This window comes from Ruegeria sp. YTSA105, assembly GCF_059610225.1.
Window position 1 is genome coordinate 419212 of sequence record NZ_JBXWNE010000001.1, and the last position, 24028, is coordinate 443239.

Here is a 24028-nt window from a genome sequence, read left to right on the forward strand (position 1 = left end):
TTGGACGTACTCTCACTGATCCCACAGTTCGGCAATTTGATTTACACCATATTCGCCTTTGTGATCGCGTTATCCGCCATCGTAGCCGTACATGAATACGGGCATTACATCGTTGGCCGTTGGTCCGGCATCTACGCCGAAGTGTTCTCAATCGGTTTCGGTCCCGTACTCTGGAGCCGTATCGACAAAAGAGGAACGCGCTGGCAGATCGCAGCGCTTCCATTCGGCGGGTATGTCAAGTTTTTGGGTGACGCCAATGCCGCATCCGGCAAAGACGAAGCGGCTATGTCTGAAATTTCTGAGCAAAGCCCGGAGGAGCTGCGCCGCACAATGCATGGCGCGCCACTTTGGGCCAGGACGGCAACTGTTGCGGCAGGGCCAATCTTTAATTTCGCAATGTCGATACTGGTCTTTGCCCTAATTTTCTTTACGCAAGGCGCAACCAGAGACCCTCTGACCGTTGGGTCACTGCATCCTCTGCCGGGGACAATTCAAGAGCTGCGTGAAGGTGATGAAATCCTCGCGATTGCAGGTATTGACCTGCCAGATTTCGAACAAGAAGGATCGTGGAGCGAGTTCGTAGACTCTTTGCCCGTTGACCCCGTTCTTGATTACACAGTTCTTCGTGACGGTGACACATTAGACGTTTCCGCACCTTGGCTGTTCCCCCCCCTGATTCAACAGGTTGTTCCGCGCAGTGCAGCAATGGATATCAGCCTGGCACAGGGGGATGTCATAACAGCGGTTAACGGCGAACCGGTTTATGCCTTTGAACAGCTCAAGGACCATGTGGAAGGCTCTGATGGGCGGCCACTGCTGTTGAATGTCTGGCGTGACGGAGCGGAACTGGAGTTTGCCCTGGCTCCACGCCGCACGGATGAGCCGCAGTCTGATGGTGGTTTTGTAACGCATTGGAGGATCGGGATCGTCGGCGGCATGATGCTAGAACCTGCAACCGAAAGGGCGGGCTTCCTGACATCTCTCGGCGGTGGTGTGCGACAAACATTGCGTATCATTGACGGGTCTCTTTCAGGTATCTGGCACATGGTGACCGGAGCGATCAGCACCTGCAACATGTCCGGCCCGATCGGAATCGCCGAAACCTCGGGTGCGATGGCCAGCCAGGGGGCGCAGAACTTCATCTTCTTTATCGCCGTTCTGTCAACTGCTGTCGGTTTGCTGAACCTGTTTCCGATTCCGGCTTTGGATGGAGGGCACTTGGTATTTTACGCATATGAGGCCATCTCGGGGAAACCACCCAGCGACAAAGCGCTGCGGATTTTGATGGGCATCGGAGTGTCAATCATTCTGGCTCTGATGCTGTTTTCCGTCTCAAATGACCTGTTCTGTTGATTTGGGCGGAGCTTGCACAATCTAGTCGCAATTCCGCCCCAATTCCCTCATAGGATGTGTTCGTTTCATAATTTTGTCTGTCAGAGGCGATCATGGCGAATGCTATCAAAAAATCATATCGCAGCTTTAGCTTCCTGCTTGCGCTGAACTGGGACTCGATCTTGTTTTTCGGCGCGACTGCGTTGGCTATGGGTGGATGCGCTTATCTGATCACCATGTGATTCTGTTCCTTTCTTTTTATTTGCTGAACAGCGGCCCAATGGGCCGCTTTCTGTTTTTCGGCTTTTGACAAGGCCAGACAATCCCGTTACTCAGCTTTAAAGTCTTAAAATTCTGGGTAGAGAAAAATATGACCGACAGGCGAGGCGCAGGCACATCCTGCGGGGGGCAAAAGCCGGTAAACAAGATTTTGTGGCAGGCCCTAACATTCTTTTTCTTATTTGCCACAGTTAGTTTGCTGTCACTGCCGCAGGCTGCTCAGGCGCAAAGCTACACCATCAACTCGTTCGAAGTTGAGGGGAACAGGCGCATCGAGACATCGACAATCATTGCACGTTCGGGAATCGAACCTGGGCAGACGGTGACAGCTGGACAACTCAACGATGCCTTCCAACGGCTGCTTGACAGTGGTGTTTTTGAAACAGTCGATTTGACCCCTCGTGGCAGCACTTTGGTCATCAAAGTTCAGGAATATCCTACGATCAACCAGATCAGCATCGAGGGTAACAAGAGGCTTAAGGATGAGCTGTTGCTCAATGCCGTTTCGTCTCAGCCCCGCCGGGTCTTTACACCTCAGGTCGCTGAAGCTGACGCAGACATGATTGCCGAAATCTATTTGGCTCAAGGACGTGTTGCAGCAACCGTCATCCCCAGAATCATCCGCCGCAGCGATAATCGGGTAGACCTCGTTTTTGAAATCTCCGAAGGTACGACGATCGAGGTTGAGCGCGTAAGCTTTGTTGGCAACCGGGCCTATTCCGACCGGCGTCTGCGCCGTGTGCTTGAAACCAAGCAAGCCAATTTCCTGCGTACATTCCTGCGGGGCGATACTTTTATCGCTGACCGGATCGAGTTCGACAAACAAGTCATCCGTGATTTCTACTTGTCGCGTGGCTATGTCGATTTCCGCGTCAACAGCGCCAATGTTGAATTCACACGTGAGCGCGACGCGTTTTTCCTGGTGATGAATGTAACCGAAGGTCAGAAATTCTCATTCGGCAAGATCACCACCGTAAGCGAAATACCCGGTGTGGATGCGGCCGAATATCAGGCCGCACTCAAGGTCAAGCCGGGTGTCACCTATTCTCCTTCACTGGTCGAAAACTCTATCGCCAGGCAAGAGCGTTTGGGCATTCGGCAAGGGGTGGACTTTCTGCGGGTTGAGCCGCGCGTCACGCGCAATGCACGTGATCTGACGCTGGATGTTGAATTCGTTCTGACCAAAGGACCGCGTATCTTTGTCGAGCGTATCGACATCGAGGGCAACACCACCACGCTTGACCGCGTGATCCGTCGTCAATTCGACACCGTCGAGGGTGATCCTTTCAACCCGCGTGAAATCCGGCAGGCGGCTGAACGTATCCGGGCATTGGGCTATTTCGCCGTCGCTGATGTTGAACCGCGCGAAGGTTCGACGCCCAGCCAAGTGATCGTGGATGTCGACGTCGAAGAACAGCCAACAGGCTCGCTCAGCCTCGGTGGTAGCTACTCGATCTCTGACGGTTTCGGCATTGCAATCGGCCTAAGTGAGTCAAACTTCCTAGGCCGTGGACAGACCGTCGGGGTTACGATTTCGACCGCACAGGATTCAGAAGAGTACTCCCTGAATTTCACCGAACCCTATCTTTTGGGCCGCAAGCTTCGCTTTGATCTTGGTCTGGGTTTGGCGTCGACCGACTCCAGTTTTGCCAGCTATAACACCGAGCGTGTGTTCTTTAACCCTCAGTTGAGCTATGCGATCGGAGAGCTTTCTTCGTTGCGCGTTCGCTATGCCTGGGAAAACAGCGAGATGAAGCAGCAGGACAACGAGGCAAACGGCGCGGTCATCGCCTCTGAGATTGATCAGGGTGAACGCACGACAAGTTCTCTGGGTGTGTCCTATGTATATGACAGCCGCCTTGGTGGGCTTAACCCCAATGCCGGTGTTCTGTTTGAGGTTGGCCTGGATGCCGCTGGGCTGGGTGGGGACAACAAGTTCTACAAAACCAGCGCACGCGGGATTGCCCAAACACGCGTTCTGAGTGAAGAAGTCGTTCTTCGTGCATCGCTTGAAATGGGTGCAATGCACTGGACCGGCAACGATTTCAGCCGGACGCTGGATCGCTTTGTGTTGGGCCCCAATAAATTCCGCGGGTTCGAGCCAGCCGGTTTGGGGCCACGGGATCTGTCAAATGGTCAGGATGACGCTATCGGCGGGAATTACTATTGGGTCGCGCGTCTGGAATCGGACTTTCCTCTGGGCCTGCCCGAAGAATTGGGCCTGCGCGGAGGCGTGTTCTATGATTTCGGTAACCTGTACAATATCGACGATGTAAACACTTCGGGTGCCAACATTGTCGGTGCGGATGGGTCTATCCGTCATGTTCTGGGTGTTGCAGTCCTATGGGAAACACCGTTTGGACCGCTGCGCTTTAACTTTTCGCAAGCGCTCAAGAAAGAGGACTTTGACAAGGAACAGAATTTCGACCTGACCATTCAGGCGAGGTTCTGATCTCGGATGCGAGGTAGTCTTCGAACCTATATGCAGGGCCCCATTCGGGCCCTGTGTCTTTTTCTGACCTTAACCCTGGCAGGACCGGTTACCGGACAGCAGCTTGGCGTGACACAAGCCAGCGTCCTAACAATCTCCAGCGAACGGTTGTTTTCTGACTCGGCGTTTGGACGTCGCATTCTCAGTGAGATCGAAGCAGAAGGGGCTCTGCTGGCTGCCGAGAACGAGCGGATCGTTGCAGAGCTCAGCGCGGAGGAGAAGGACCTCACCGAAAAGCGCGCCTCTCTGTCTGCTGAAGAATTTCGTCCCCTCGCAGAGGCGTTCGACAGAAAGGTTCAGAACCACCGAGAAGGGCAGCGCGCCAAGCTTGATGCCCTTGCGCGTCGCAGTGAAGATGCACGACAGATGTTTTTTGAACTCGCCCGCCCAGTATTGATCGATCTTTTGCGCGAATCTGGCGCCTCTGTCATTATTCAACGCTCCAGCGTGTTTCTCAGTTCGGATCTGTCCGATGTGACAGATGCCGCCATCACCCGAATTGATACAGCCATTGGTGATGGAACAACACTTGACGAAGGTACAGGCGAATAGGTTTGCTTGCCCTCGGGTCGCGGTGTTGCTAACCACATTGAAAAGAGAAATCCAGAACAGGATATCAGAACTATGAGCACGGACACCAAAAGCGCCGACATTCAGCTGATTCAACGGATATTGCCGCACCGCTATCCGTTTCTGCTGGTCGACAAGGTGGTCGAGATTTCAGGCTTTCAGTCAGCGGTCGGCATCAAGAACGTCACTATGAACGAGCCGCATTTCCAGGGCCATTTTCCTGGTACACCGATTATGCCTGGTGTGACCATTGTTGAAGCAATGGCGCAGACCGCAGGTGTTATGCTTGGCGTTGGGATGGATGTCATCGACAGCGACTTGTTGATCTATTTCATGAATATCGACAAGTGCAAGTTCCGCCGCAAAGTCGTGCCCGGTGACGTGCTCGAGATGCATGTTGAAACTGTGCGCGGCAAGAAGGGTGGCAAGATTTTCAAGTTCTCTGGCAGGGCCACGGTTGATGGAGAGGTCGCAGCCGAAGCTGAGTTCTCAGCCTATGTTGATTGGGACATGGAAAAGACAACATGAGTGGCATTCACCCTAGCGCAATCATCGAAGACGGTGCTCAGATCGGAGAGGGCTGTGTCATCGGCCCTTTTTGTTTTGTTGGTTCAAGGGTGCGGTTGAAAGACCGGGTAGAACTGAAGTCGCATGTTGTTGTTACTGGTGACACCGAGGTGGATGAAGACACCATAATCTTCAATTTTTCGGTCATCGGTGAAATCCCGCAAGACCTTAAGTTCGGCGGTGAAGATACGCGGCTGGAAATTGGCAAACGAAACCGTATCCGTGAACATGTAACAGTGAATTCTGGAACAGACGGCGGTGGCGGTGTAACCCGGATTGGCGATGACTGTTTGCTGATGGCTGGTGTTCACGTGGCTCACGACGTTCAGATTGGCAATCGCGTGATCATGGTGAACCATTCTGGTGCCGCGGGACATTGCATTATCGAAGACGATGTTATCGTCGGCGGGATTTCGGGTTTGCATCAATGGGTTCGTGTGGGCCGCGGGGCGATTATCGGCGCGCTGACGATGGTGCCCAACGACGTGATTCCCTATGGGCTTGTTCAAGCGCCTCGCGGCGAGCTGGACGGCCTGAATCTTGTTGGCCTCAAACGGCGCGGTGTCGCACGAGCTGATATTTCAGCTTTACGCGCAGCGTTTCGCGAATTGTCCGATGGTGACGGAACTTTTATGGACCGCGCCAAGCGCTTGGGTGAAGATGCCGAAAGCGAATATGTCCGCGAAATCGTCAATTTCGTAACCGGCGATTCGGATCGGTCCTTTCTGACACCGAGGAAGTAACATCATGTTGGCACTGATCGCGGGAACAGGTGTGTTGCCGGACGAATTGGTTTCCTGTCTGGCTGAACGGCCCTTGATCTGCGCGATGGAAGGCTTTGCCCCGGATACTCTGTCTGCCGACATCGTTTTCCCGCTTGAACAGCTTGGATCATTCATCGCAGATCTCAAAACCCGTGGCGTAACTGAAATCTGTATGGCCGGAGCGGTTCAACGTCCCGCCGTTGACCCGTCGCGCATTGATGCCGCGACGATGCCGTTGGTGCCTATTTTGGTGCAGGCGATTCAATCCGGCGATGACGGCGCATTACGGGCTGTCATTGGGATATTCGAAAACTCAGGCCTGAGTGTCCGTGCCGCGCATGAGATTGCGCCTGAACTGCTGCCTCCGCTTGGTTGTTTGACAGAGGCACAGCCCTCAGATGCGGATCGGGCAGATGCGGATCGGGCATCCGGTATCCTGCGTGCCATGGGGGCAGCTGATATCGGCCAGGCCTGTGCAGTTTCCAAAGGGCAGGCTTTGGCGATCGAAGGGATTTTTGGCACCGCATGGATGCTCGAGTCTCTGACTCAACGGCCTGATGCGGGTGGTGGGGTGCTTTTCAAGGGTCCAAAGCCCGATCAGGACTTTCGCGCGGATCTGCCAGCTATTGGACCTGAAACCATTTCCAGCGCCGTCGCAGCTGGTTTGTCCGGGATCGTGATCGAAAAGGGCGGGGTGCTTGTATTGCAGCGACAACGTGTAATTGCTGAGTGCGATCGCCTGGGTTTGTTCCTTTATGTGCGTGAGCGAACCAACTGATGCGGGTGTTTCTGGTCGCCGGCGAACCTTCGGGCGATCGATTGGGCGGCGCGTTGATGGAAGGGCTACGTGCACTTGTCCCAGATGTTACATTCGACGGGGTAGGCGGACCATTGATGCAGGCCCAGGGTCTGAACAGCCGCTTTCCGATGTCCGAATTGTCAGTGATGGGCCTGATTGAGATATTGCCAAAATTCTTTCACCTCAAGCGCCGGATATCTGAGACAGCGCAGGCCGTGCTGGACACCAAACCTGACGTATTGATCACCATCGACAGTCCGGACTTCTCGTTGCGCGTTGCCAAGCTGGTCAAAGCAGCAAGCGATATTCGAACCGTCCACTATGTGGCCCCCAGCGTTTGGGCCTGGCGACCGGGGCGTGCGGATAAGATGGCCAGGGTCATCGACCATGTGCTGGCGTTGCTTCCGTTTGAGCCGCCCTATATGGAACGCGCCGGGATGGAATGCGATTTTGTTGGCCATCCGGTTGCAAGCGAACCCATCGCCTCAGATCACGATATCCAGGAGTTTCGCGCCGCCTATGATCTTGGGGATGCTCCGCTGGTTCTTGCCTTGCCGGGGTCGCGCAAGGGTGAGGTTGACCGTCTGGCCCCTGTATTCGGTCAGGCCTTGGGGCAGTTCCTAGCCGACCGGCCGGGTACGCGGGTTATTGTTCCGGCGGTTGCGCATATGGTCGAGGCCGTAACCGAACACCTGCAGACATGGCCAGGCAATCCCGTCGTGATCGACCCGCGCAATGTTCCGACCGAAGAGGCGGTTCAGCAGAAACGCGCAGCCTTTGCCGCAGCGGACCTTGCTCTGGCGGCATCGGGTACCGTGTCGCTTGAACTTGCAGCCCAGGAAACACCCATGGTGATTGCCTACCGCCTCAGCTGGCTGACCCAGAAACTGGCAGTACGTATGGTCAATCTGGACACGGTTACATTGGTCAATCTTGTCTCGGAAACGCGTTCCATCCCGGAATGCCTGCTGGATGACTGCCTGCCGGACAAGATTGCCGTAGCGCTACGAGAGGTCGCCCTGAAACCTGACGCGCAGCGCAACGCGATGGATCTGACAATGGAGCGCCTGGGCCGTGGCGGCGACGCCCCTGGTTTCAGAGCTGCAAAGGCCGTGTTGGCCAGAATGCCGTCCTGATGGCCGAGTTCATCCTCTTTGGTTTTTCGGCCTTTCTGGCATTGATACTGACCAATCTGGATAATCTTGCCGCCTTGGTGGCGCTGATCTTGGTGTCAGGGGACAAGCGGGCCGTCTTTGGCTTTCTGTTCGCACAGGGCTTGGTGATTTCGGCGTCCTTGCTGTTCGCCATGGGGATCGAGGGCGTGATACCGGGCTGGGCCGGGTATCTGGGGATGATCCCGCTGACACTGGGCTGTCTGGCCGCCATCCGCCAATGGCGCGGGCAGGGCGCCGATACACCGGTGCATCTCGAAGCCGGAGCGTCAATTTTGGTGACAACCTTACTGTTTACCAGCCTGTCGATGGACACTTTGGCCGTTCTGGCGCCGTTATTGGCGGATTCAACGCCAGGCTTTCGGATCGCCGGAGCCTTCGGCGCAGGGCTTGCCGTGGTAGGATTGGCCACGCTGGCGCTGCTGGGCGCCAAATCTCCGCTCATCAGTGGTCGCATCGCGCGCAAGCTTGAGATGCTTGTTCCTTACGTGATGATCTGCGCTGGTCTTTATATTCTCAGCAACTCGTGGACTGACGCAGTTTAGTATCCGCGCCAAATCCAGCCGCCGCCAAAGATGCGGCTGCCTTCGGACGCATAGAAAACACAGGCCTGACCGGGCGACACACCTTCTTCCGGGGTCAGCAACTCGACCTCTGCCGTGGTGTCCGAAAGCGGGCGGATGATGGCCTCACGCGGGGGGCGGGTCGAGCGAACCTTGACCAGGACGTGCCATTCATCGCGTGACGTAAACGGCTCATCGCCCAGCCAGTTGATCTCACGCACCGGAATGGTGCGGGTGGCCAACATTTCTTTGGGGCCAACCACAACCTGTTTCTTGTCGACATCCAGCTTCACCACGTAAAGCGGATCGCTGAGGCCTCCGATACCAAGCCCGCGGCGCTGACCAATGGTATAGTGGATTACCCCGTTATGCTGGGCCAGCACACGACCATCCGCATGAACGATCTCACCCGGTTCCGCCGCGCCGGGGCGCAGCTTTTCGATTACGCTGGCATAGTTGCCGTTGGGCACGAAACAGATGTCCTGACTGTCGGGCTTGTCGGCAACAGCCAACCCATATTGCGCAGCCATTTCGCGCGTTGCGTCCTTGGAGGGCAGGTGGCCCAGTGGAAAGCGCAGGAAATCCAGCTGTTCCGGGGTCGTCGAGAACAGGAAATAGGATTGATCGCGGTTGGCATCCTCGGCGCTGTGCAATTCCGGCCCGTTGGGGCCTGTCTTGCGCTGAATATAGTGGCCGGTGGCCATGCAATCAGCCTCAAGATCCTTGGCGGTTTCCAGCAGGTCCTTGAATTTCACCCGTTCGTTACAGCGAATGCAGGGAACCGGCGTCGCACCGGCCAGATAGCTGTCGGCGAATTCGTCGATCACGGCGTCCTTGAAGATGTTCTCATAATCCAGAACGTAATGCGGAAACCCGCGTTCCTCGGCCACGCGGCGCGCATCGTGAATGTCGATACCGGCACAGCAGGCCCCCTTTTTGGCCAGCGCAGCACCGTGGTCATACAGCTGCAGGGTGACGCCGATGACGTCATACCCCTGATCCGCCAAATGCGCGGCCACGACCGAGCTGTCCACGCCTCCGGACATGGCAACAACCACCCGCGTTTCAGACGGGGGCTTGGCAAAGCCAAGAGAGTTCAGCGGTGTCTCGGTGTCGAGGGCCATGACGGTTCCAGTACGGGTTAAGAAAGACCGGCAGAATATAGGAAAATTCTAGATACTCTCAAGGGGCGGTTTCACAACACATTAAGTAGCATGGTGTCAGCTTTGTCGCAGCACGAAGAGGACCGAAAGATGTATTTGCACAAAGTAGAGGGGCCCAGGTCGGTAACCCTGCCGGATGGAACGGTTTTATCCCGGGCTGATCTGCCGCCAAAAGAGACAACCCGCTGGGTGGCATCCCGTAAAGCGATTGTAGTCCGTGGCGTTCTTTACGGATTGATTACGCTTTCGGAAGCTAAAAACCAATATGGCCTCAGCGACGAAGAATTTAATTCCTGGGTTTCTGCGGTCGCAGAACACGGAACCGACGCTTTAAAGGTCACCACGATAAAAAAATATCGACAACCTAAAGGAGAGTGTGAATAAATGATTCAACGGTAACGTCAGATTAACCATTTTTGAGCAGGCTCGATTTTAATTGGTAAATTGAGCTGAATTGGAGCAGTAAATGCGTATACTTCTTGTCGAGGATGATCCAACCACGTCCAAAAGCATCGAACTGATGCTGACACATGCCAATCTGAACGTATATGCGACAGATTTAGGCGAAGAAGGGATCGACCTGGCAAAACTTTACGATTACGACCTGATCCTCCTTGATCTCAACCTTCCGGATATGAACGGGCATGAAGTGCTGCGCCAGTTGCGGGTTGCGCGGGTGGAAACGCCGATCCTGATCCTGTCGGGGGCCGACGATACAGAAAGTAAAATTAAAGGCTTCGGATTTGGTGCTGACGATTATCTGACCAAACCGTTCCATAGAGAAGAATTGGTTGCACGTATTCACGCCATTATTCGCCGCTCAAAAGGGCATTCTCAATCCATAATCCACACCGGGCGCGTTGCAGTGAATCTGGATGCGAAAACCGTCGAAGTGGAAGGCAAGGCCGTTCACCTGACCGGCAAAGAATATCAAATGCTCGAACTTCTGAGCCTTCGAAAGGGAACAACCCTGACTAAAGAGATGTTCCTTAACCATCTCTATGGCGGAATGGATGAGCCCGAATTGAAAATCATTGACGTCTTTATCTGCAAATTGCGCAAAAAACTTAGCAATGCCACCGACGGCGAAAATTATATCGAGACCGTCTGGGGCAGGGGATATGTGTTGCGAGATCCTCAGAAAAACAGCGTCGACGAACCTCGCATTGCGGTTGGCGCCTAGGCGCGCAAGTTTTACGTCGCCAAGGGTCCGGGGCGACACCCTCGCTCACTGAACAGCACGTCTGGACCTAGCCATGCCCTCGCCCTATCACTGAACTCCAAGAACAGTTGACGGGGCGAGGGCATGAGCAATTCCATTTCTGTATCAGACCTGACGGAAGATCAGGCACGCAATGAACTGGCGCGGCTGGCTGGGCTTTTACATCATGCGAACGCATTGTATCACCAGAAAGACGCCCCCGAGATTTCTGATGCCGACTATGATGCGCTGAAACTCAGAAACTCAGAAATCGAGTCGCGATTTCCGCAACTCAAGCGATCTGACAGCCCATCGGATATCGTTGGTGCCCGCCCCGCCGATGGGTTCTCCAAGATTTCACATGCCGTACGCATGCTGTCTTTGGGCAACGCTTTTCAAGACGAAGACGTCTCTGATTTCGATCGGTCCGTCCGAAAATACCTAGGGTTGGATGACGAGACGAGTTTGAGCTATACGGCTGAGCCCAAGATCGACGGTCTCTCCCTTTCGCTTCGGTATGAGAGGGGTAGGCTTGTCCAGGCGGCCACGCGGGGAGACGGAGAAGTCGGGGAAAATGTTACCGCAAATGCGCTAACCATATCGGATATTCCACAGGTAATCACCGGCGCACCAGACATCCTTGAGGTTCGCGGCGAGGTCTATATGTCTCACGACGACTTTGATCGTCTAAATGAGAGCCAGTCCAAGAAAGGCGAAAAATCCTTCGCCAACCCGCGAAATGCTGCCGCAGGATCCCTTCGTCAGTTGGATTCCGCAATTACCCGTTCTCGTCCCCTCAAGTTTTTTGCTTATGCCTGGGGGGAGCTGTCTGAGCCTCTGGCAAGCACCCAATACGAAGCCATACAGCGCCTGAAGGAATTCGGATTTTCAACCAACCCGCTAACCCGTTTATGCGCGGATACAATGCAGATTCTGGATCACTATCGCAGCATCGAGCTGCAGCGCGCGACGCTTGGATATGACATTGATGGTGTGGTCTACAAGGTAAACGATCTTGCGCTGCAATCACGGCTTGGGTTCCGGTCCAGCACACCACGTTGGGCAATTGCGCATAAATTTCCGGCCGAGCTTGCCTGGACCCGTCTTGAAGCGATCGACATTCAGGTTGGCCGCACCGGCGCGCTGAGCCCGGTGGCCAGGCTGCACCCGGTTACTGTCGGCGGTGTGGTCGTGTCGAACGCAACGTTGCACAACGAAGATTACATTTCTGGTAAAGACGCAAAAGGCGGCGAGATACGCGAAGGCAAAGACATTCGGATCGGCGACTGGGTTCAGGTTTATCGCGCCGGCGATGTGATCCCGAAGGTTGCCGATGTCGACATTTCGAAACGCCCGGATGATGCCGAAAAGTTTATCTTCCCGGAAAAATGCCCTGAATGTCACAGCGATGCGATCCGCGAGGAAGGTGACGCGGTCCGTCGCTGTACCGGCGGCGTTATCTGCCCTGCGCAAGCCGTTGAGAAATTGAAGCATTTCGTCTCACGCAAGGCGTTTGATATCGAAGGGTTTGGAGCAAAGCAGATTGAGATGTTCTATGATGATCCCGATCTGCCAGTTCGGACCCCGGCTGACATTTTTACTCTGAAACAACGAGATAGTGCAAACCTGAACAGGCTGGCTAATCGCAAGGGATGGGGGGCGCAGAGCGCCACCAATCTGTGGCAAGCGATTGATGAAAAACGAGTTATTCCACTGGGTCGGTTGCTGTTTGCACTGGGCATTCGACATGTCGGCGAGGCAGCGTCGAACCTAATCGCAACGCATTACGGATCATGGGATGAGCTGGAAAAAGCGGTTACCATAGCGCATAGTCAGACCGGGTCAGAATGGGATGAGCTGCTGAACGTTGACGGTGTTGGTGAGGTTATGGCCCGCGCATTGGTTTCAGCCTTCGCCCAACCTGCCGAACGGCAGAGCATCGACGATCTTGTGGCTCAGCTTGATGTCCAAGACGCGAAACGGCCCGATACCTCGGGCAGCCCTGTTGCAGGAAAGACAGTGGTTTTTACGGGAACGCTTGAAAAGATGACCCGCGCCGAAGCCAAAGCACGTGCCGAGGCACTGGGCGCTAAAGTGTCGGGGTCAGTGAGCAAAAAGACCGATCTTTTGGTTGCAGGACCGGGCGCTGGATCAAAGGCGAAAAAGGCGGCTGAGCTTGGGATCGAGACGCTCGACGAAGATGGCTGGTTGCAGCTGATCGACGGCAAATGAGTGGTCGGCCCGAATCTCTGTTCCCGCTGTTTTCGCGGCTGGAAACGCTTGACGGCGTGGGGCCGAAAACGGCTCAGGTCTTGGCGCAGTCAGGTGTCGAGACCCCGCGCGACGTCTTGTTCGGGCTGCCTTATGCGGTGATTGATCGGCGCAGGCGCGATACCATTCAAGGCGTCGATTTGCCCTCGACGCTGACCGTAGAAGTCACCGTTGGCATCCATCGCCCCCCTAGAAACAAGGGCGGTGCTTATCGTGTCCATGTTGAAGACAGCCAGACTGAATTTCAGTTGGTGTTCTTTCATGCCCGCGGCGACTACTTGCAAAAAGTGCTCCCTCAGGGCGCGCGCATGGTGATTTCTGGCAAGATCGAGCTTTTCGACGGCATCGCTCAGATGGTTCACCCGGATCACATGCTGCCGCCTGCGGACGCAAAGGATATCCCTGAGTTTGAGCCTGTCTATCATTTGACCCAGGGGCTGACCCAGAAAACTGCCTTCAAGGCCGCGCGTAGCGCGGTTACACTTGCGCCGGAATTGACGGAATGGATTGATCCCGCGCAGGTCGCAAAAGAGAACTGGCCAGACTGGTTGAGCGCTGTACAAGCAGCGCATAATCCGCAGGGTGCGGATGATGTAGCGTCTTTTTCTCCAGCGCATGAGCGTTTGGCCTATGATGAGCTGTTCGCGCATCAACTGACCTTGGCATTGGCCCGCCAAAGAGAGCGCAGGGTCAAGGGGATCGCCAGCGCTGGTACGGGCAAGCTGCAATCCCGTGTGTTGTCGAACCTGCCATACAAGCCCACCAACGCCCAACAGCGCGCAATTCAAGAGATCGCAGGGGATATGGCCTCCGATACGCGCATGAACAGATTGCTTCAGGGGGATGTTGGGTCCGGCAAGACTCTGGTTGCGTTCATGGCACTGCTGGTCGCGGTCGAGGCGGGCGGGCAGGGCGTCATGATGGCCCCAACCGAGATACTCGCTCAGCAGCATCTGGAAGGGTTGCGCCCCCTCGCCGAAGAGGCGGGCGTGGTTCTGGAAATCCTGACCGGTCGCGACAAGGGGGCGGATCGGCGTGCCAAGCTGTTGGCGCTTCAACGGGGGGATATTCACATTCTGGTGGGCACTCACGCCGTATTTCAAAGCGATGTCGCGTTTCAGGAATTACGGCTGGCAATCGTCGACGAACAGCACCGATTTGGGGTCCGTCAACGCATGGAGCTTTCGGAAAAAGGCAAGGGAGCAGATGTTCTGGTCATGACTGCAACGCCGATCCCACGCAGTCTGGCCCTGACTCAATACGGTGACATGGACGTGTCCGTGCTTGATGAAAAGCCACCGGGGCGAAAACCTGTCAAAACAGCGGTTGTGAGCACTGAACGGATTCAAGAAGTTGTCTCGCATCTGCAAAAAGCTATTGCTGAGGGCCGCCAATGCTACTGGGTTTGCCCGCTTGTCGATGAATCCGAAGTCTCGGATCTGACCGCTGCCGAGGAACGGTTCAAAAGGCTGCGTGCCATTTTGGGGGACGGGATAGTGGGGCTGGTTCACGGCCAAATGCCGCCCGCCGACAAAGACGCAGCGATGAAGGCATTTCAGCAGGGGCAAACCAAAGTTCTGGTGGCGACCACGGTAATCGAGGTTGGCGTGAATGTTCCAAATGCCTCGATCATGGTTATCGAAAGGGCCGAGATTTTTGGCCTGGCGCAGCTGCATCAGCTTCGCGGTCGTGTTGGGCGAGGCGAGGCAGAATCGACATGTCTGCTGATGTATCAGCCGCCCCTCGGCGAAGGGGGGCGCAAAAGGCTGGAAGTTCTGCGCGAAACCGAAGACGGGTTCAAAATCTCTGAGACAGACCTGCAAATGCGCGGAGCGGGCGATCTGATCGGTACCGCGCAGTCAGGTCTGCCGAAGTTCCGTATCGCCGATTTGGAAAGGCAGGCCGGTTTGATGGCAGTTGCGCAGTCTGACGCAAGGGCTCTGCTGGGCGTGGACGCCAAACTTGAAACGCAAAGGGGCAAGGCGGCTCGTGTTCTTTTGTGGCTGATGAAACAGGATCAGGCAATCCGTTTGATATCAGTTGGTTAGACGAAAACAGGAACATTAGTTCACAAATGTTCTCAAAAAGTTCTTTACCAAGACAGCAAAATATGAGAACAAAAGGTCAACAAAGGATTAAAACCCTGACCGGAGGAACCCATATGCTGACCCAGATCAAGACCACCCTAAATCGTTCCCAGTCGACGCTGCTGCAGGACGCAGCAGGTGCGGTTGCACTGGTGGTCATACTTATGGTCGCACTTCATCTTCCCGGAACGTATTAAGTCTTTCTGCCTGCGATCTCATGCCGATCACGCCGCGCTTGTCATCCCCATTTCAATCAAGGGTGACCTGCCTGTCCCAATACCCTTGAAGGGCCATGCCTCGGCCCCGCGCGGATATCCGGACCCCACATGAGAAACGCATTACCTGCCGCCGCCCTTTCCGCCCGAAAGGTGCGGCGGTTTTTTTTAGAGCTGACCGGTTTTCATAATTTCCAACAACGCCGACAGAACCGAGTTCACTGCGACCGATGCCAGGATCATCCCCATGACACGGCTGATGATGGCGGCGCCTGAATGGCCGATCAGCCGAATGATCGGCTCGGCCAGCAACATCAGGACAAAGGCAATCGCAACAACCGACAGCATGACCAAAGCCGTGATCCCCTGATCAGCAACACTGTACCTGTTGTTATCGGTCAAGATGACGATGGCCAGCATCGCACCTGGTGAGGCAAGCGAGGGGACGGCAAGAGGAAAGATCGCTGGGTTGTGTTTGTGGAGTTCGTCTTTGATGTCGTCCTCGGCAGCGCGCTGCTCGACTTCCTGTTTGGGCTCGCCAAAAATCATGGTCAGCGCGAACAGGAAAAGGATAATGCCGCCAGCGACTTGAAAAGAGTTCAGGCCGATATCCAGTGCCTCGATCAGCAGTTGCCCGAAGACCAGGAAAAACAATAGAATCCCGGCGCTTATAAGCGAGGCCAAAAGCGCCATCTTACGGCGTGCGGCGGCCCCAAGCCCTGCGGTAACAGCGATGAAGACCGGGATTGTTCCAATAGGATCAATAACAACCCAAAGCGTGACAAAATGCTCAAGTAAACCGTTCAAAACTGAAATTCCCTTCGTTTATTCCGAAAGGCTATAACGTTTTGCCCGTCAAAACCATGTTTAGGCGCAATTTGCACGTTCCGCCTGTTCAAACGCCTCTGCGGTTGCATCAAGAACCAGCAGGATCGAGGCATGGCGGTTCTTATATTCCCGTGCGGGCATCAAAACCTCTAGCCCATCAAATGGGGCCTCGGGTGCCGATCCATCCTTTTTCAGCATCGCGGACAGTTGCTCGCGCGCCTTTTCGACCTGGGCACGCGTTGTTCCGACGATTGCCCCGCCAACAACCGAAGCGGAGGCCTGTCCCAAAGCGCAGGCTTTCACGTCCTGACCGAACTCTGAAATTCTGCCATCCTGAACTTTGACATCAACCGTGATGGTCGACCCGCATAGGGGCGAGCGTTTTTTCACCGTAGCGTCAGCGTCATCAAGCCGGCTTAGATGTGGAATGTCAGCAGCAAGGGCCAGAATTCGGCCAGAGTATAGCTTTATCAGGTCATTCTCGCCGGACATGGCTTTCCCTCGTTGAATGTTCCCAATACATAGTGGCCATCCACCGGGATGCAAAAGGTTTTTGTCATGTCTTCCTCAGTCGCGTTCGATGCATCGAGTTTGAAATTCAACGAGGCCGGGCTGATTCCGGCCATCGCTCAGGACGAAAATACGGGCGAGGTATTAATGATGGCCTGGATGAACCAGAGCGCCATTGAAAAGACGCTTGAAACCAGACGCGTTACCTATTGGTCCCGCTCGCGCCAGTCAATCTGGATCAAGGGCGAAAGCTCGGGCCATGTGCAGGAATTGGTTGATCTCCGCGTGGATTGCGACCGGGATTGCCTGCTTGTCTTTGTGCGCCAGACCGGTCCGGCCTGCCACACCAACCGTCGGTCGTGCTTTTACACAGCGGTCAGAGACGGGGACGAGGTCGAACTCATGGCCCCCATGGCCTGATCGGTCAAAGCCCGACCATCGCCCGAATATCTTCGGGCGTCGCCCCTTCGTCGCGAAACTTGGCAATGGCACGCGCATCGTCGCGTTTAGCCAGCCGTTTGCCGGCCTGATCGCGTATCAGGCGATGATGCAGGTAGATGGATGTCGGCAAATTCAACAACGCCTGCAGCAGAACGTGGATACGTGTGGCTTCGAACAGATCCTGACCGCGAACCACATGCGTAACTTTTTGTGCAGCGTCATCCAGAACGACCGACAAGTGATACGACGTGCCCATATCCCGGCGCGACAGAACGACATCCCCAACCGTTTCCAACATCTCTGCCTGTGTGAACCGGACACCGCCGGATTCAGCGCCTGGACCTTCTCCAATCTCTTGAAACCATGCAGTGTTTTTATCGATCTGAAACAGGCTGGATGTTTGTTGCAAAGCTTCGGCCATATCCAATCGCAACGGAATACTAAGCGGGCGTGGTTTACCCGATGAACCCTGTTGTTTCCAACGTGTGCGACACGTCCCCGGATAGATAATCCCGTCCGGACCAAGAAGTGGGGCTCCTTCCTGGGGAGCGCTGGCCGCGTTGGCGATGTCTTTTCGGTTGCAGCTGCACGGGTACAGCAGCCCCCGCGACCACAGATCGTCTAGCGCGGCATCATAGATTGCGGTTCGCGTGGATTGGCACAGCACCGGTTCAGGCCAAGACAGGCCAAGCCAATGCAAATCATCGTAAATCTGGGTTTCCCATGCCGGGCGCGAGCGAGATCGGTCGATGTCCTCGATTCTCAGCAAAAACAGCCCATTATTCGACTTTGCAAAATCATGGGCCAACATCGCCGAATAAGCGTGGCCGAGATGCAGCGGTCCTGTAGGTGATGGTGCAAATCTGGTTACTAAAGTCACACTTTTTCAACAATATAAACGTCAGACTTCATGTCCATTCCCGGAAGGTGCGGGCCATATTCCCGGAACAGCAATCGTGCTGCGCCCATATCCAGCCACTCACTTAGGCGAACGGTATAGCTGTGATCTTCAAGCGTATGATCATTATAAGAAAAAGCTAAAAGACCGTGTGATGGCAATGCGTTTAGGAGCATATCCAGTGTCTCTGGCGGTGCGGCGCCGACGCCGATGACTCCGATCGCTGTGATTACTTTATATGCGCCAGCTTGCAGAGGGTTGGGATCTGTGATGTCGAAACTGGTTAGGTTGCGATAAACCCCCTTTGTAAGAGCGCCCTCTAACATCTGGGGGGTGGGGTCTATTCCGTCGATGACCTCAAATCCTACCGCGTTCAGTGCGACACCCGACAGACCGGTACCGCAGCCATAGTCCAGAATTGGGGTTTTCGTTTCAGGTAATTGCGACCAGAGAGCCCGGGCGATACGTCCCGGGGTCGCATAACCGTTTGACCCAACCTCATCATCATAAGACGAGGCCCATTTTTGATAATGTGCTTTGGTCGCCTGAGGCGAATCCAGCCCATAGACATCCTTTAGGAATTTATCGCTCATACCGATATGTTAGGACGTCGGGGCCGGACCCGTCCAGTCACCAATGCGCCAACCACTTGGTCCATTCTTCCTTGGCCCGGTCAGTATAGGCCTTGTAGCGGTCTTTTCGGCCACGCCGACCGCCTTTTAACCCATCGACAGGACGGAACAGACCGAAATTCACGTTCATTGGCTGGAATGTCTTTGCCTCGGCACCGCCAGTGATGTGGTGGATCAAAGCGCCCATGGCACTGTCCTGCGGAACTTCGGGAACGGTACGGCCCAACATCTCGGCAGCAGCCAGACGTCCGGCCAAAAGACCCATCGCGGCGCTTTCCACATAACCTTCGACACCGGTAATCTGACCAGCGAACCTGATATTGGGCTTTGATTTCAGCCGCATTTGGGAATCCAGCAATGTCGGAGAATTGATGAACGTATTGCGATGAATACCGCCCAGCCGCGCAAAACTGGCATTCTCCAACCCAGGAATCATGCGGAATACATCGGTTTGGGCTCCGTATTTCATCTTGGTCTGAAAACCGACGATATTGAACAATGTTCCCAGGGCGTTATCCCGGCGCAGTTGAACCACCGCGTGAGGCTTTACCTCGGGCTGATGCGGGTTCGTCAGGCCGACCGGCTTCATCGGTCCGTGGCGCAACGTTTCACGACCGCGCTCGGACATAACCTCTATCGGAAGACAACCGTCGAAATAGCCTGCGGTCTCTCCTTCATGGAACTCGGTCTTGTCCGCGGCCAGCAGGGCGTCGATGAAGGCGTCGTACTGTTCTCGGTCCATCGGACAATTCAGGTAAGCGGTGCGTTCTTCTTCGGTCTCACCCTTGTCATACCGAGATTGCATCCAAGCTTTGCTCATGTCGATGCTGTCTGCATAGACGATTGGTGCAATGGCATCAAAGAACGCCAACGACTCGGCGCCGGTTTCCGCGCGGATTGCTTCTCCCAATCCAGCAGACGTCAGAGGGCCGGTGGCAAATATCCATTGGCCGTCAGAGGGCAGGGCGGTCACTTCTTCGCCAGTGATTTCGACAAGGGGGTGAGCCTTTAACTTGGCCGTCACAGATTCCGCAAACGGACCGCGATCCACAGCCAATGCGCCCCCGGCCGGCAGTCGGTGCGCATCTGCCGTTTTCAAGATCAACCCTTCGGCCTCGCGCATTTCCCAATGCAGCAGTCCAACGGCGTTCTGTTCGTCATCATCCGACCGGAATGAGTTCGAGCAGACCATCTCGGCCAAGTTGCCGGTCTGATGCGCAAAAGTTCCGACTTTTGGGCGCATTTCGTGAATCACGACCTCGACGCCCATTTCCGCCGCCTGCCAGGCAGCCTCGGACCCGGCCATGCCGCCGCCCACGATATGCAATTTCTGTGTCATAAGCTGCCACATAGGGCACAGAAGATCGCAACGCAACACAGCAGCGATGGCGCACGGGAAATCATGTTTTCAAGGGATTTTTGGGGTCGCCGATGCGGGAATGTCTGCGCCAGTGAGAGAAACCAGCTCGGAGGGACCTTCCGCCCACGGCGACCCAAAAAGTGTTCAAGGCCTTAGCCTCGTCTCAGCATTGCCACAGTAACGCCCATTTGAAAAGTCCAAAAATGGCGACATTGCGGAAAAATATGCATGACAAATTCCTTATTGGCTCCAATTTGGATCTCTTTTTCCGATAAATGCAGATATTCCTTCTTCGGTATCCCGATGCATCATATTCTGAGCCATTACCTCGCCGGTATAGGAATAGGCCTGATCCAATGGCATATCCAACTGGCGGTAGAAGGCCTGTTTTCCGACTTTCACGGCAGATCCCAGTTTTGAGGCAAGCTGCTCGGCCAGCGAAACAGCCTCATGCTCCAACAGCATTTCTGGCACCACGCGATTGACAAGACCCAGCTCAGCAGCTCGTGACGCCGGAATGAAATCTCCGGTCGTCAACATCTCGAAGGCGTGTTTGCGTGGAATGTTTCGGCTAAGAGCAACCATTGGAGTCGAACAGAACAGCCCGATATTCACACCGTTTACGCCAAACCGCGTCCCTTCGGCAGCTACAGCAAGATCGCAGGTTGCAACCAACTGGCATCCGGCCGCCGTAGCAATGCCGTGCACCTGGGCAATTACCGGCTGCGGAAGCGACTGAATCGAAAGCATCATTTTCGCACAGCGATTGAATAGGTCCTGGAAATAGGCTTTGCCGCCGTCTTCAGATTGGCGCCCAGCTGTCATCTGTTTCAGATCATGACCCGCACAAAAAGCTTTGCCTTTACCAGAAAGGATCACCGCCCGGATGAAACTGTCTTCGCGCAGAGTATCAAGTTCAGTCTGCAGCGCAGCCAGCATTTCGTCACTTAGGGCGTTGAGTCGGTCTGGCGCATTCATTGTAAGCCTAGCCACGGCGTCTGCGTCATTTCGTTCCAGAATTCCCATCTTGCCCTCCGATCTGATGTGAGGCCAACTCTAGGTCGGCAAATCCAGGAGGGGAAGTATGTCATTGGCAATGAATCGGGAGGAACTGGAGGATTATATGAGCCAAATCTTCCCCCAGGTCAGTCAGGATTATTCGGTCCAGGATCTGACCGAAGAGTCCATCGTCATGAGACTTGCCGTTGGCGACCGTCATTTGCGCCCCGGTGGGACCGTCTCGGGACCGTCTATGTTTGGATTAGCTGATGTAAGCGTTTACGCACTGATCCTGGCGCGCAGGGGCCAGCAGTCTCTGGCCGTGACAACCGGTTGTTCAATGGACTTCATGCGCAAACCGGATGGAAATGCAGATTTGATTGCGCACTGCACCTTGCTGAAGCTAGGAAAAACCCTTGCCGTAGGTGACGTTCTAATATTTTCGGAAGGGTCAGACAAACCCGTCGCTCGCGCAACGATGACCTATTCTTTACCACCAGAGGGGTCAGCTGCGGCAGCTTTTGGGTGAAAAAATGGCCGGGATAAACCCGGCCAAGGAAGAGGTCCCATATAGGGACTGGGGATTACCTAGCCCTGCCAAAAAGGGCGTTCGATCTCTCGTCTGGCCTGATAATTAGTCAGGCCCACATCCTTCAGCAGCCTGTCATCGAGATTGGACAAGTTAATTCGGCTGCGGCGTTGCCGCTCCCATTTTGTGACCGTCGCCGCAAACCGCACGGCCAGTGCGGCAATCAGCGGCAGCCGGGGGCTGTCGTTAAGCGCTATCAGGGCGGGGTTGTGCATTGCGCGTGTCATCTTGGGGTTCCTTTCAAATTGTATTGACACAAACGTAATATGTTCGGTATGAACCTTTGATACATTCATAATTGTGCTGCAATCAAAGGAAGAATTGTAATGGATACAATTTGGCCGGAGTCACTGCCTAAATCCAAAGGGCCAAAATATACACTGGTCGCCGATACAATTCGAAAAGCTATAGATAACAATCTTTTGGAAGTCGGTACAAAGCTGCCGCCGGTGCGGGAACTTGCCTATAGGTTACAAATCACACCGGGCACCGTTGCGCGCGCCTATACGATACTCACAGACGAAGGTCTGCTCAGCGCCGAAGTAGGACGTGGTACATTTGTGGCCCCGCCCAAGGCGCCTCTGCTCGATGATGTCTGGGCTCGGCAACTTCATCTCAGAGATGACAAATATGAAGCCAATGTCAGCCTGTTCAGCCCGAGGCTTGCCGATATGGGGCAGGTGGCCCTGATCCGCGAATGTATGAAGAAAGTGGCAAAATCCGATCCACGCCTGTTTATGAACTATCCAACCCGCGATGCGTATAAACCTATGCGACAGGCTGTTGTAGATTGGCTTTCCGATTTGCCATTGGGACCAATTTCGCAGGACGATATCGTTCTGACCCACGGCGGACAAAACGGTCTTTGCCTAGTATTTCAGACAATATTACGTGGACCAAAGCCGATTGTTCTGGTCGAAGATCTGTCATACGCAGGGTTCCGACGCGCCGGTGAGTTGATGCGTGCAGAGGTCATTGGCGTAAAGATGGACAAATGGGGCGTGGATCCCAACGCTATGGAGCATGTCCTTCGCCAGTCGGCGGCGCAGGCCATATGTGTCTCACCCGAGGTTCAAAATCCGACCGGCTCACATACACCACTGGAACGCCGCAAAGAAGTTGTGGAAATCGCGCGGCGGTTTGGCGTCCAGATAATCGAGGACGACTGCTACCGCATGGGTGATGCAAGAGCGCCCAGCTATCGCGCCCTGGCGCCGGAAAGGGGATGGCATGTGTCGTCGATCTCGAAGATTTTGACGCCCGCACTGCGTGTCGGGTTTGCCATAGCGCCGCGCGAGCGCAGCGTTGATCTGCGCCGTTCAGCGGAATATGGCTATTTTGGCCTTGCTCAGCCGCTTGCCGAACTGGCGCGGCTGATGTTGTCTGATCCGCGGACGCGCCAAATCGCAAAAGATGTCCGGACCCGGATGGGGGAATATGTGCGCGTGGCCGTAAACGCCCTGGGTGGGTTCGACCTGAACTGGGCCTCAGATGTACCTTTTGTCTGGCTGAACTTGCCTTCCGGTTGGCGAGCGGCTGCGTTCAGCCGCGCAGCCGAGCGAGAGGGAATTCAACTGCGGTCTGCCGATGAGTTTGCTTTGCGTGACGGGCGCGCGCCCAATGCGGTGCGCATTGCCATGAACGGGCATGTATCGTTGGATCAATTCGAGGACGCAATGCAGCGTCTCAGGCGTCTGCTGGATAATCCACCCGAACAGATTTCGGTGTAAGGGGACGCTTAATGGATATTCGGGAAATGCGGGGCAGGGGATTTTTCGTCACACCTATGCTCGAAAGTGACTTCGAAGACCTGCACCTTGCAGCCAGCGATCCGTTGATTTGGGCCGGGCATCCCGCCAAATCCCGCCATCAGAAAGAAGTTTTCGCCCCTTATTTCGATTTTCTGTTGAGCGCAGGTGGGTCAGTGACAGTACGCGAAGAGGCGACAGGCCGGGTCATCGGGTGCTCTCGCTATTATGAGCCTCCCGAAGTTCCCGGGGGCATCGGCATCGGATACAGCTTTATCACCCGTGATCACTGGGGCGGAGCCAGCAATCGGGCGATCAAATCGCTGATGGTAAATCAGGTGTTCGGCGAACTGGATGAGGTCTGGTTTCATATCGACCCAACCAACTTGCGATCACAAAAAGGGACCGCGAAACTTGGGGCGCGGTACGTTGATACCCGGCAACTTGTTCTTGGTACCGGGGCTGGGCAGTGGATGCGTTGGGTATTGACGGAAAAAGATTGGCAAAAACATGGGGTAAAATAATACCTATTTTGTAATACATTGTTTT

Annotated in this window: 26 protein-coding genes; 18 read left to right on the forward strand and 8 right to left on the reverse strand. The window is 55.0% G+C overall.

Going from position 1 to position 24028, the window contains the following annotated elements:
- From rseP to AC2FH2_RS02145, 9 genes are all read left to right on the forward strand, one after another.
- Positions 1-1353 (forward strand): RIP metalloprotease RseP, encoded by a 1353-nt coding sequence (rseP, locus tag AC2FH2_RS02105; RefSeq protein ID WP_496822693.1) that lies wholly within the window; start codon positions 1-3, stop codon positions 1351-1353.
- Between the two features lie 92 nt (positions 1354-1445).
- On the forward strand, positions 1446-1574 hold the full coding sequence (locus AC2FH2_RS02110; RefSeq protein WP_271947040.1) for a hypothetical protein: 129 nt from the start codon (positions 1446-1448) through the stop codon (positions 1572-1574).
- A gap of 128 nt (positions 1575-1702) precedes the next feature.
- Positions 1703-4063 (forward strand): outer membrane protein assembly factor BamA, encoded by a 2361-nt coding sequence (gene bamA, locus AC2FH2_RS02115; protein WP_281972129.1) that lies wholly within the window; start codon positions 1703-1705, stop codon positions 4061-4063.
- A 6-nt stretch (positions 4064-4069) separates the two neighbouring features.
- Positions 4070-4654, forward strand: a complete 585-nt coding sequence (locus AC2FH2_RS02120) for an OmpH family outer membrane protein (protein ID WP_142633909.1) — start codon at positions 4070-4072, stop codon at positions 4652-4654.
- Between the two features lie 72 nt (positions 4655-4726).
- A complete protein-coding gene (gene fabZ, locus AC2FH2_RS02125; RefSeq protein ID WP_142633907.1) occupies positions 4727-5200 on the forward strand; it encodes a 3-hydroxyacyl-ACP dehydratase FabZ in 474 nt (157 codons plus the stop codon).
- On the forward strand, positions 5197-5982 hold the full coding sequence (gene lpxA / locus AC2FH2_RS02130; protein WP_271947043.1) for an acyl-ACP--UDP-N-acetylglucosamine O-acyltransferase: 786 nt from the start codon (positions 5197-5199) through the stop codon (positions 5980-5982). Before fabZ ends, lpxA begins: the two co-directional genes overlap by 4 nt.
- Positions 5983-5986: 4 nt before the next feature.
- Positions 5987-6781, forward strand: a complete 795-nt coding sequence (locus AC2FH2_RS02135; RefSeq protein WP_496822695.1) for an LpxI family protein — start codon at positions 5987-5989, stop codon at positions 6779-6781.
- Positions 6781-7938: a lipid-A-disaccharide synthase gene (gene lpxB / locus AC2FH2_RS02140; RefSeq protein WP_496822697.1), complete on the forward strand. Its 1158-nt coding sequence runs from the start codon at positions 6781-6783 to the stop codon at positions 7936-7938. Before AC2FH2_RS02135 ends, lpxB begins: the two co-directional genes overlap by 1 nt.
- Complete coding sequence (locus AC2FH2_RS02145) at positions 7938-8519, forward strand: cadmium resistance transporter (RefSeq protein ID WP_496822699.1); 582 nt, start codon at positions 7938-7940, stop codon at positions 8517-8519. The genes lpxB and AC2FH2_RS02145 overlap by 1 nt, the downstream gene beginning before the upstream one ends.
- Here AC2FH2_RS02145 and mnmA read toward each other — a convergent pair.
- Positions 8516-9661: a tRNA 2-thiouridine(34) synthase MnmA gene (gene mnmA, locus AC2FH2_RS02150; RefSeq protein ID WP_496700989.1), complete on the reverse strand. Its 1146-nt coding sequence runs from the start codon at positions 9659-9661 to the stop codon at positions 8516-8518. The genes AC2FH2_RS02145 and mnmA overlap by 4 nt on opposite strands.
- Positions 9662-9790: 129 nt before the next feature.
- Between mnmA and sciP the strand changes: the two genes are divergently transcribed.
- From sciP to AC2FH2_RS02175, 5 genes are all read left to right on the forward strand, one after another.
- Positions 9791-10084 (forward strand): CtrA inhibitor SciP, encoded by a 294-nt coding sequence (gene sciP, locus AC2FH2_RS02155; RefSeq protein WP_281994636.1) that lies wholly within the window; start codon positions 9791-9793, stop codon positions 10082-10084.
- Positions 10085-10166: 82 nt separating this feature from the next.
- Positions 10167-10883 carry a response regulator transcription factor CtrA gene (ctrA, locus tag AC2FH2_RS02160; RefSeq protein ID WP_496691262.1) on the forward strand — a complete coding sequence of 239 codons (717 nt, stop codon included), beginning with the start codon at positions 10167-10169 and terminating at the stop codon, positions 10881-10883.
- 123 nt (positions 10884-11006) lie between these two features.
- On the forward strand, positions 11007-13133 hold the full coding sequence (gene ligA / locus AC2FH2_RS02165) for an NAD-dependent DNA ligase LigA (RefSeq protein ID WP_496822701.1): 2127 nt from the start codon (positions 11007-11009) through the stop codon (positions 13131-13133).
- Positions 13130-15220 (forward strand): ATP-dependent DNA helicase RecG, encoded by a 2091-nt coding sequence (gene recG, locus AC2FH2_RS02170; RefSeq protein ID WP_496822703.1) that lies wholly within the window; start codon positions 13130-13132, stop codon positions 15218-15220. The genes ligA and recG overlap by 4 nt, the downstream gene beginning before the upstream one ends.
- Positions 15172-15456, forward strand: coding sequence for a hypothetical protein (locus AC2FH2_RS02175; RefSeq protein ID WP_142633888.1), 285 nt, complete (start codon positions 15172-15174; stop codon positions 15454-15456). Before recG ends, AC2FH2_RS02175 begins: the two co-directional genes overlap by 49 nt.
- A gap of 186 nt (positions 15457-15642) precedes the next feature.
- Here AC2FH2_RS02175 and AC2FH2_RS02180 read toward each other — a convergent pair whose 3' ends face one another.
- Both AC2FH2_RS02180 and AC2FH2_RS02185 read right to left on the reverse strand, forming a co-directional pair.
- Positions 15643-16281, reverse strand: coding sequence for a MarC family protein (locus AC2FH2_RS02180; RefSeq protein WP_496822705.1), 639 nt, complete (start codon positions 16279-16281; stop codon positions 15643-15645).
- A 60-nt stretch (positions 16282-16341) separates the two neighbouring features.
- Positions 16342-16794 carry an iron-sulfur cluster assembly scaffold protein gene (locus AC2FH2_RS02185; RefSeq protein WP_142633884.1) on the reverse strand — a complete coding sequence of 151 codons (453 nt, stop codon included), beginning with the start codon at positions 16792-16794 and terminating at the stop codon, positions 16342-16344.
- Positions 16795-16842: 48 nt separating this feature from the next.
- On the opposite strand from AC2FH2_RS02185, the gene hisI reads away from it, so the two are divergent.
- Entirely contained in the window at positions 16843-17232 is a 390-nt protein-coding gene (hisI, locus tag AC2FH2_RS02190) for a phosphoribosyl-AMP cyclohydrolase (protein WP_496822707.1), read from the forward strand.
- 4 nt (positions 17233-17236) lie between these two features.
- Here the strand turns inward: hisI and gluQRS are convergent, their stop codons facing one another.
- The 4 genes from gluQRS to AC2FH2_RS02210 form a co-directional block, all read right to left on the reverse strand.
- Positions 17237-18133 carry a tRNA glutamyl-Q(34) synthetase GluQRS gene (gene gluQRS, locus AC2FH2_RS02195; protein ID WP_496822709.1) on the reverse strand — a complete coding sequence of 299 codons (897 nt, stop codon included), beginning with the start codon at positions 18131-18133 and terminating at the stop codon, positions 17237-17239.
- A complete protein-coding gene (locus AC2FH2_RS02200) occupies positions 18130-18744 on the reverse strand; it encodes a class I SAM-dependent DNA methyltransferase (RefSeq protein WP_496822711.1) in 615 nt (204 codons plus the stop codon). Before AC2FH2_RS02200 ends, gluQRS begins: the two co-directional genes overlap by 4 nt.
- Before the next feature lie 37 nt (positions 18745-18781).
- The gene (gene trmFO, locus AC2FH2_RS02205) at positions 18782-20122 is read right to left on the reverse strand and encodes a methylenetetrahydrofolate--tRNA-(uracil(54)-C(5))-methyltransferase (FADH(2)-oxidizing) TrmFO (RefSeq protein WP_496822713.1); all 1341 of its coding nucleotides are present in this window, start codon (positions 20120-20122) and stop codon (positions 18782-18784) included.
- Positions 20123-20383: 261 nt separating this feature from the next.
- Complete coding sequence (locus tag AC2FH2_RS02210; protein ID WP_496822715.1) at positions 20384-21169, reverse strand: enoyl-CoA hydratase; 786 nt, start codon at positions 21167-21169, stop codon at positions 20384-20386.
- A gap of 58 nt (positions 21170-21227) precedes the next feature.
- On the opposite strand from AC2FH2_RS02210, the gene AC2FH2_RS02215 reads away from it, so the two are divergent.
- Positions 21228-21671: a PaaI family thioesterase gene (locus AC2FH2_RS02215; RefSeq protein WP_496822717.1), complete on the forward strand. Its 444-nt coding sequence runs from the start codon at positions 21228-21230 to the stop codon at positions 21669-21671.
- 59 nt (positions 21672-21730) lie between these two features.
- On the opposite strand, the gene AC2FH2_RS02220 is transcribed toward AC2FH2_RS02215, so the two are convergent.
- Entirely contained in the window at positions 21731-21958 is a 228-nt protein-coding gene (locus AC2FH2_RS02220; protein ID WP_142633870.1) for a DUF1127 domain-containing protein, read from the reverse strand.
- A 99-nt stretch (positions 21959-22057) separates the two neighbouring features.
- Between AC2FH2_RS02220 and AC2FH2_RS02225 the strand changes: the two genes are divergently transcribed.
- Together AC2FH2_RS02225 and AC2FH2_RS02230 are read left to right on the forward strand one after the other, a co-directional pair.
- Positions 22058-23461 carry an aminotransferase-like domain-containing protein gene (locus AC2FH2_RS02225; RefSeq protein ID WP_496822718.1) on the forward strand — a complete coding sequence of 468 codons (1404 nt, stop codon included), beginning with the start codon at positions 22058-22060 and terminating at the stop codon, positions 23459-23461.
- Between the two features lie 11 nt (positions 23462-23472).
- Positions 23473-24003: a GNAT family N-acetyltransferase gene (locus AC2FH2_RS02230; protein WP_496822720.1), complete on the forward strand. Its 531-nt coding sequence runs from the start codon at positions 23473-23475 to the stop codon at positions 24001-24003.
- Positions 24004-24028: the final 25 nt, after the last annotated feature.

Coding starts and splice junctions, on each gene's coding strand:
- AC2FH2_RS02200 (WP_496822711.1), bottom strand. CDS start 18,744: ATGAGCGATAAATTCCTAAAGGATGTCTATGGGCTGGATTCGCCTCAG.
- bamA (WP_281972129.1), top strand. CDS start 1,703: ATGACCGACAGGCGAGGCGCAGGCACATCCTGCGGGGGGCAAAAGCCG.
- recG (WP_496822703.1), top strand. CDS start 13,130: ATGAGTGGTCGGCCCGAATCTCTGTTCCCGCTGTTTTCGCGGCTGGAA.
- AC2FH2_RS02215 (WP_496822717.1), top strand. CDS start 21,228: ATGTCATTGGCAATGAATCGGGAGGAACTGGAGGATTATATGAGCCAA.
- fabZ (WP_142633907.1), top strand. CDS start 4,727: ATGAGCACGGACACCAAAAGCGCCGACATTCAGCTGATTCAACGGATA.
- hisI (WP_496822707.1), top strand. CDS start 16,843: ATGCAAAAGGTTTTTGTCATGTCTTCCTCAGTCGCGTTCGATGCATCG.
- AC2FH2_RS02230 (WP_496822720.1), top strand. CDS start 23,473: ATGGATATTCGGGAAATGCGGGGCAGGGGATTTTTCGTCACACCTATG.
- AC2FH2_RS02135 (WP_496822695.1), top strand. CDS start 5,987: ATGTTGGCACTGATCGCGGGAACAGGTGTGTTGCCGGACGAATTGGTT.
- AC2FH2_RS02145 (WP_496822699.1), top strand. CDS start 7,938: ATGGCCGAGTTCATCCTCTTTGGTTTTTCGGCCTTTCTGGCATTGATA.
- AC2FH2_RS02210 (WP_496822715.1), bottom strand. CDS start 21,169: ATGGGAATTCTGGAACGAAATGACGCAGACGCCGTGGCTAGGCTTACA.
- AC2FH2_RS02220 (WP_142633870.1), bottom strand. CDS start 21,958: ATGACACGCGCAATGCACAACCCCGCCCTGATAGCGCTTAACGACAGC.
- lpxB (WP_496822697.1), top strand. CDS start 6,781: ATGCGGGTGTTTCTGGTCGCCGGCGAACCTTCGGGCGATCGATTGGGC.
- AC2FH2_RS02120 (WP_142633909.1), top strand. CDS start 4,070: ATGCGAGGTAGTCTTCGAACCTATATGCAGGGCCCCATTCGGGCCCTG.
- ctrA (WP_496691262.1), top strand. CDS start 10,167: ATGCGTATACTTCTTGTCGAGGATGATCCAACCACGTCCAAAAGCATC.
- ligA (WP_496822701.1), top strand. CDS start 11,007: ATGAGCAATTCCATTTCTGTATCAGACCTGACGGAAGATCAGGCACGC.
- mnmA (WP_496700989.1), bottom strand. CDS start 9,661: ATGGCCCTCGACACCGAGACACCGCTGAACTCTCTTGGCTTTGCCAAG.
- lpxA (WP_271947043.1), top strand. CDS start 5,197: ATGAGTGGCATTCACCCTAGCGCAATCATCGAAGACGGTGCTCAGATC.
- AC2FH2_RS02110 (WP_271947040.1), top strand. CDS start 1,446: ATGGCGAATGCTATCAAAAAATCATATCGCAGCTTTAGCTTCCTGCTT.
- trmFO (WP_496822713.1), bottom strand. CDS start 20,122: ATGACACAGAAATTGCATATCGTGGGCGGCGGCATGGCCGGGTCCGAG.
- AC2FH2_RS02225 (WP_496822718.1), top strand. CDS start 22,058: ATGGATACAATTTGGCCGGAGTCACTGCCTAAATCCAAAGGGCCAAAA.
- sciP (WP_281994636.1), top strand. CDS start 9,791: ATGTATTTGCACAAAGTAGAGGGGCCCAGGTCGGTAACCCTGCCGGAT.
- AC2FH2_RS02185 (WP_142633884.1), bottom strand. CDS start 16,794: ATGTCCGGCGAGAATGACCTGATAAAGCTATACTCTGGCCGAATTCTG.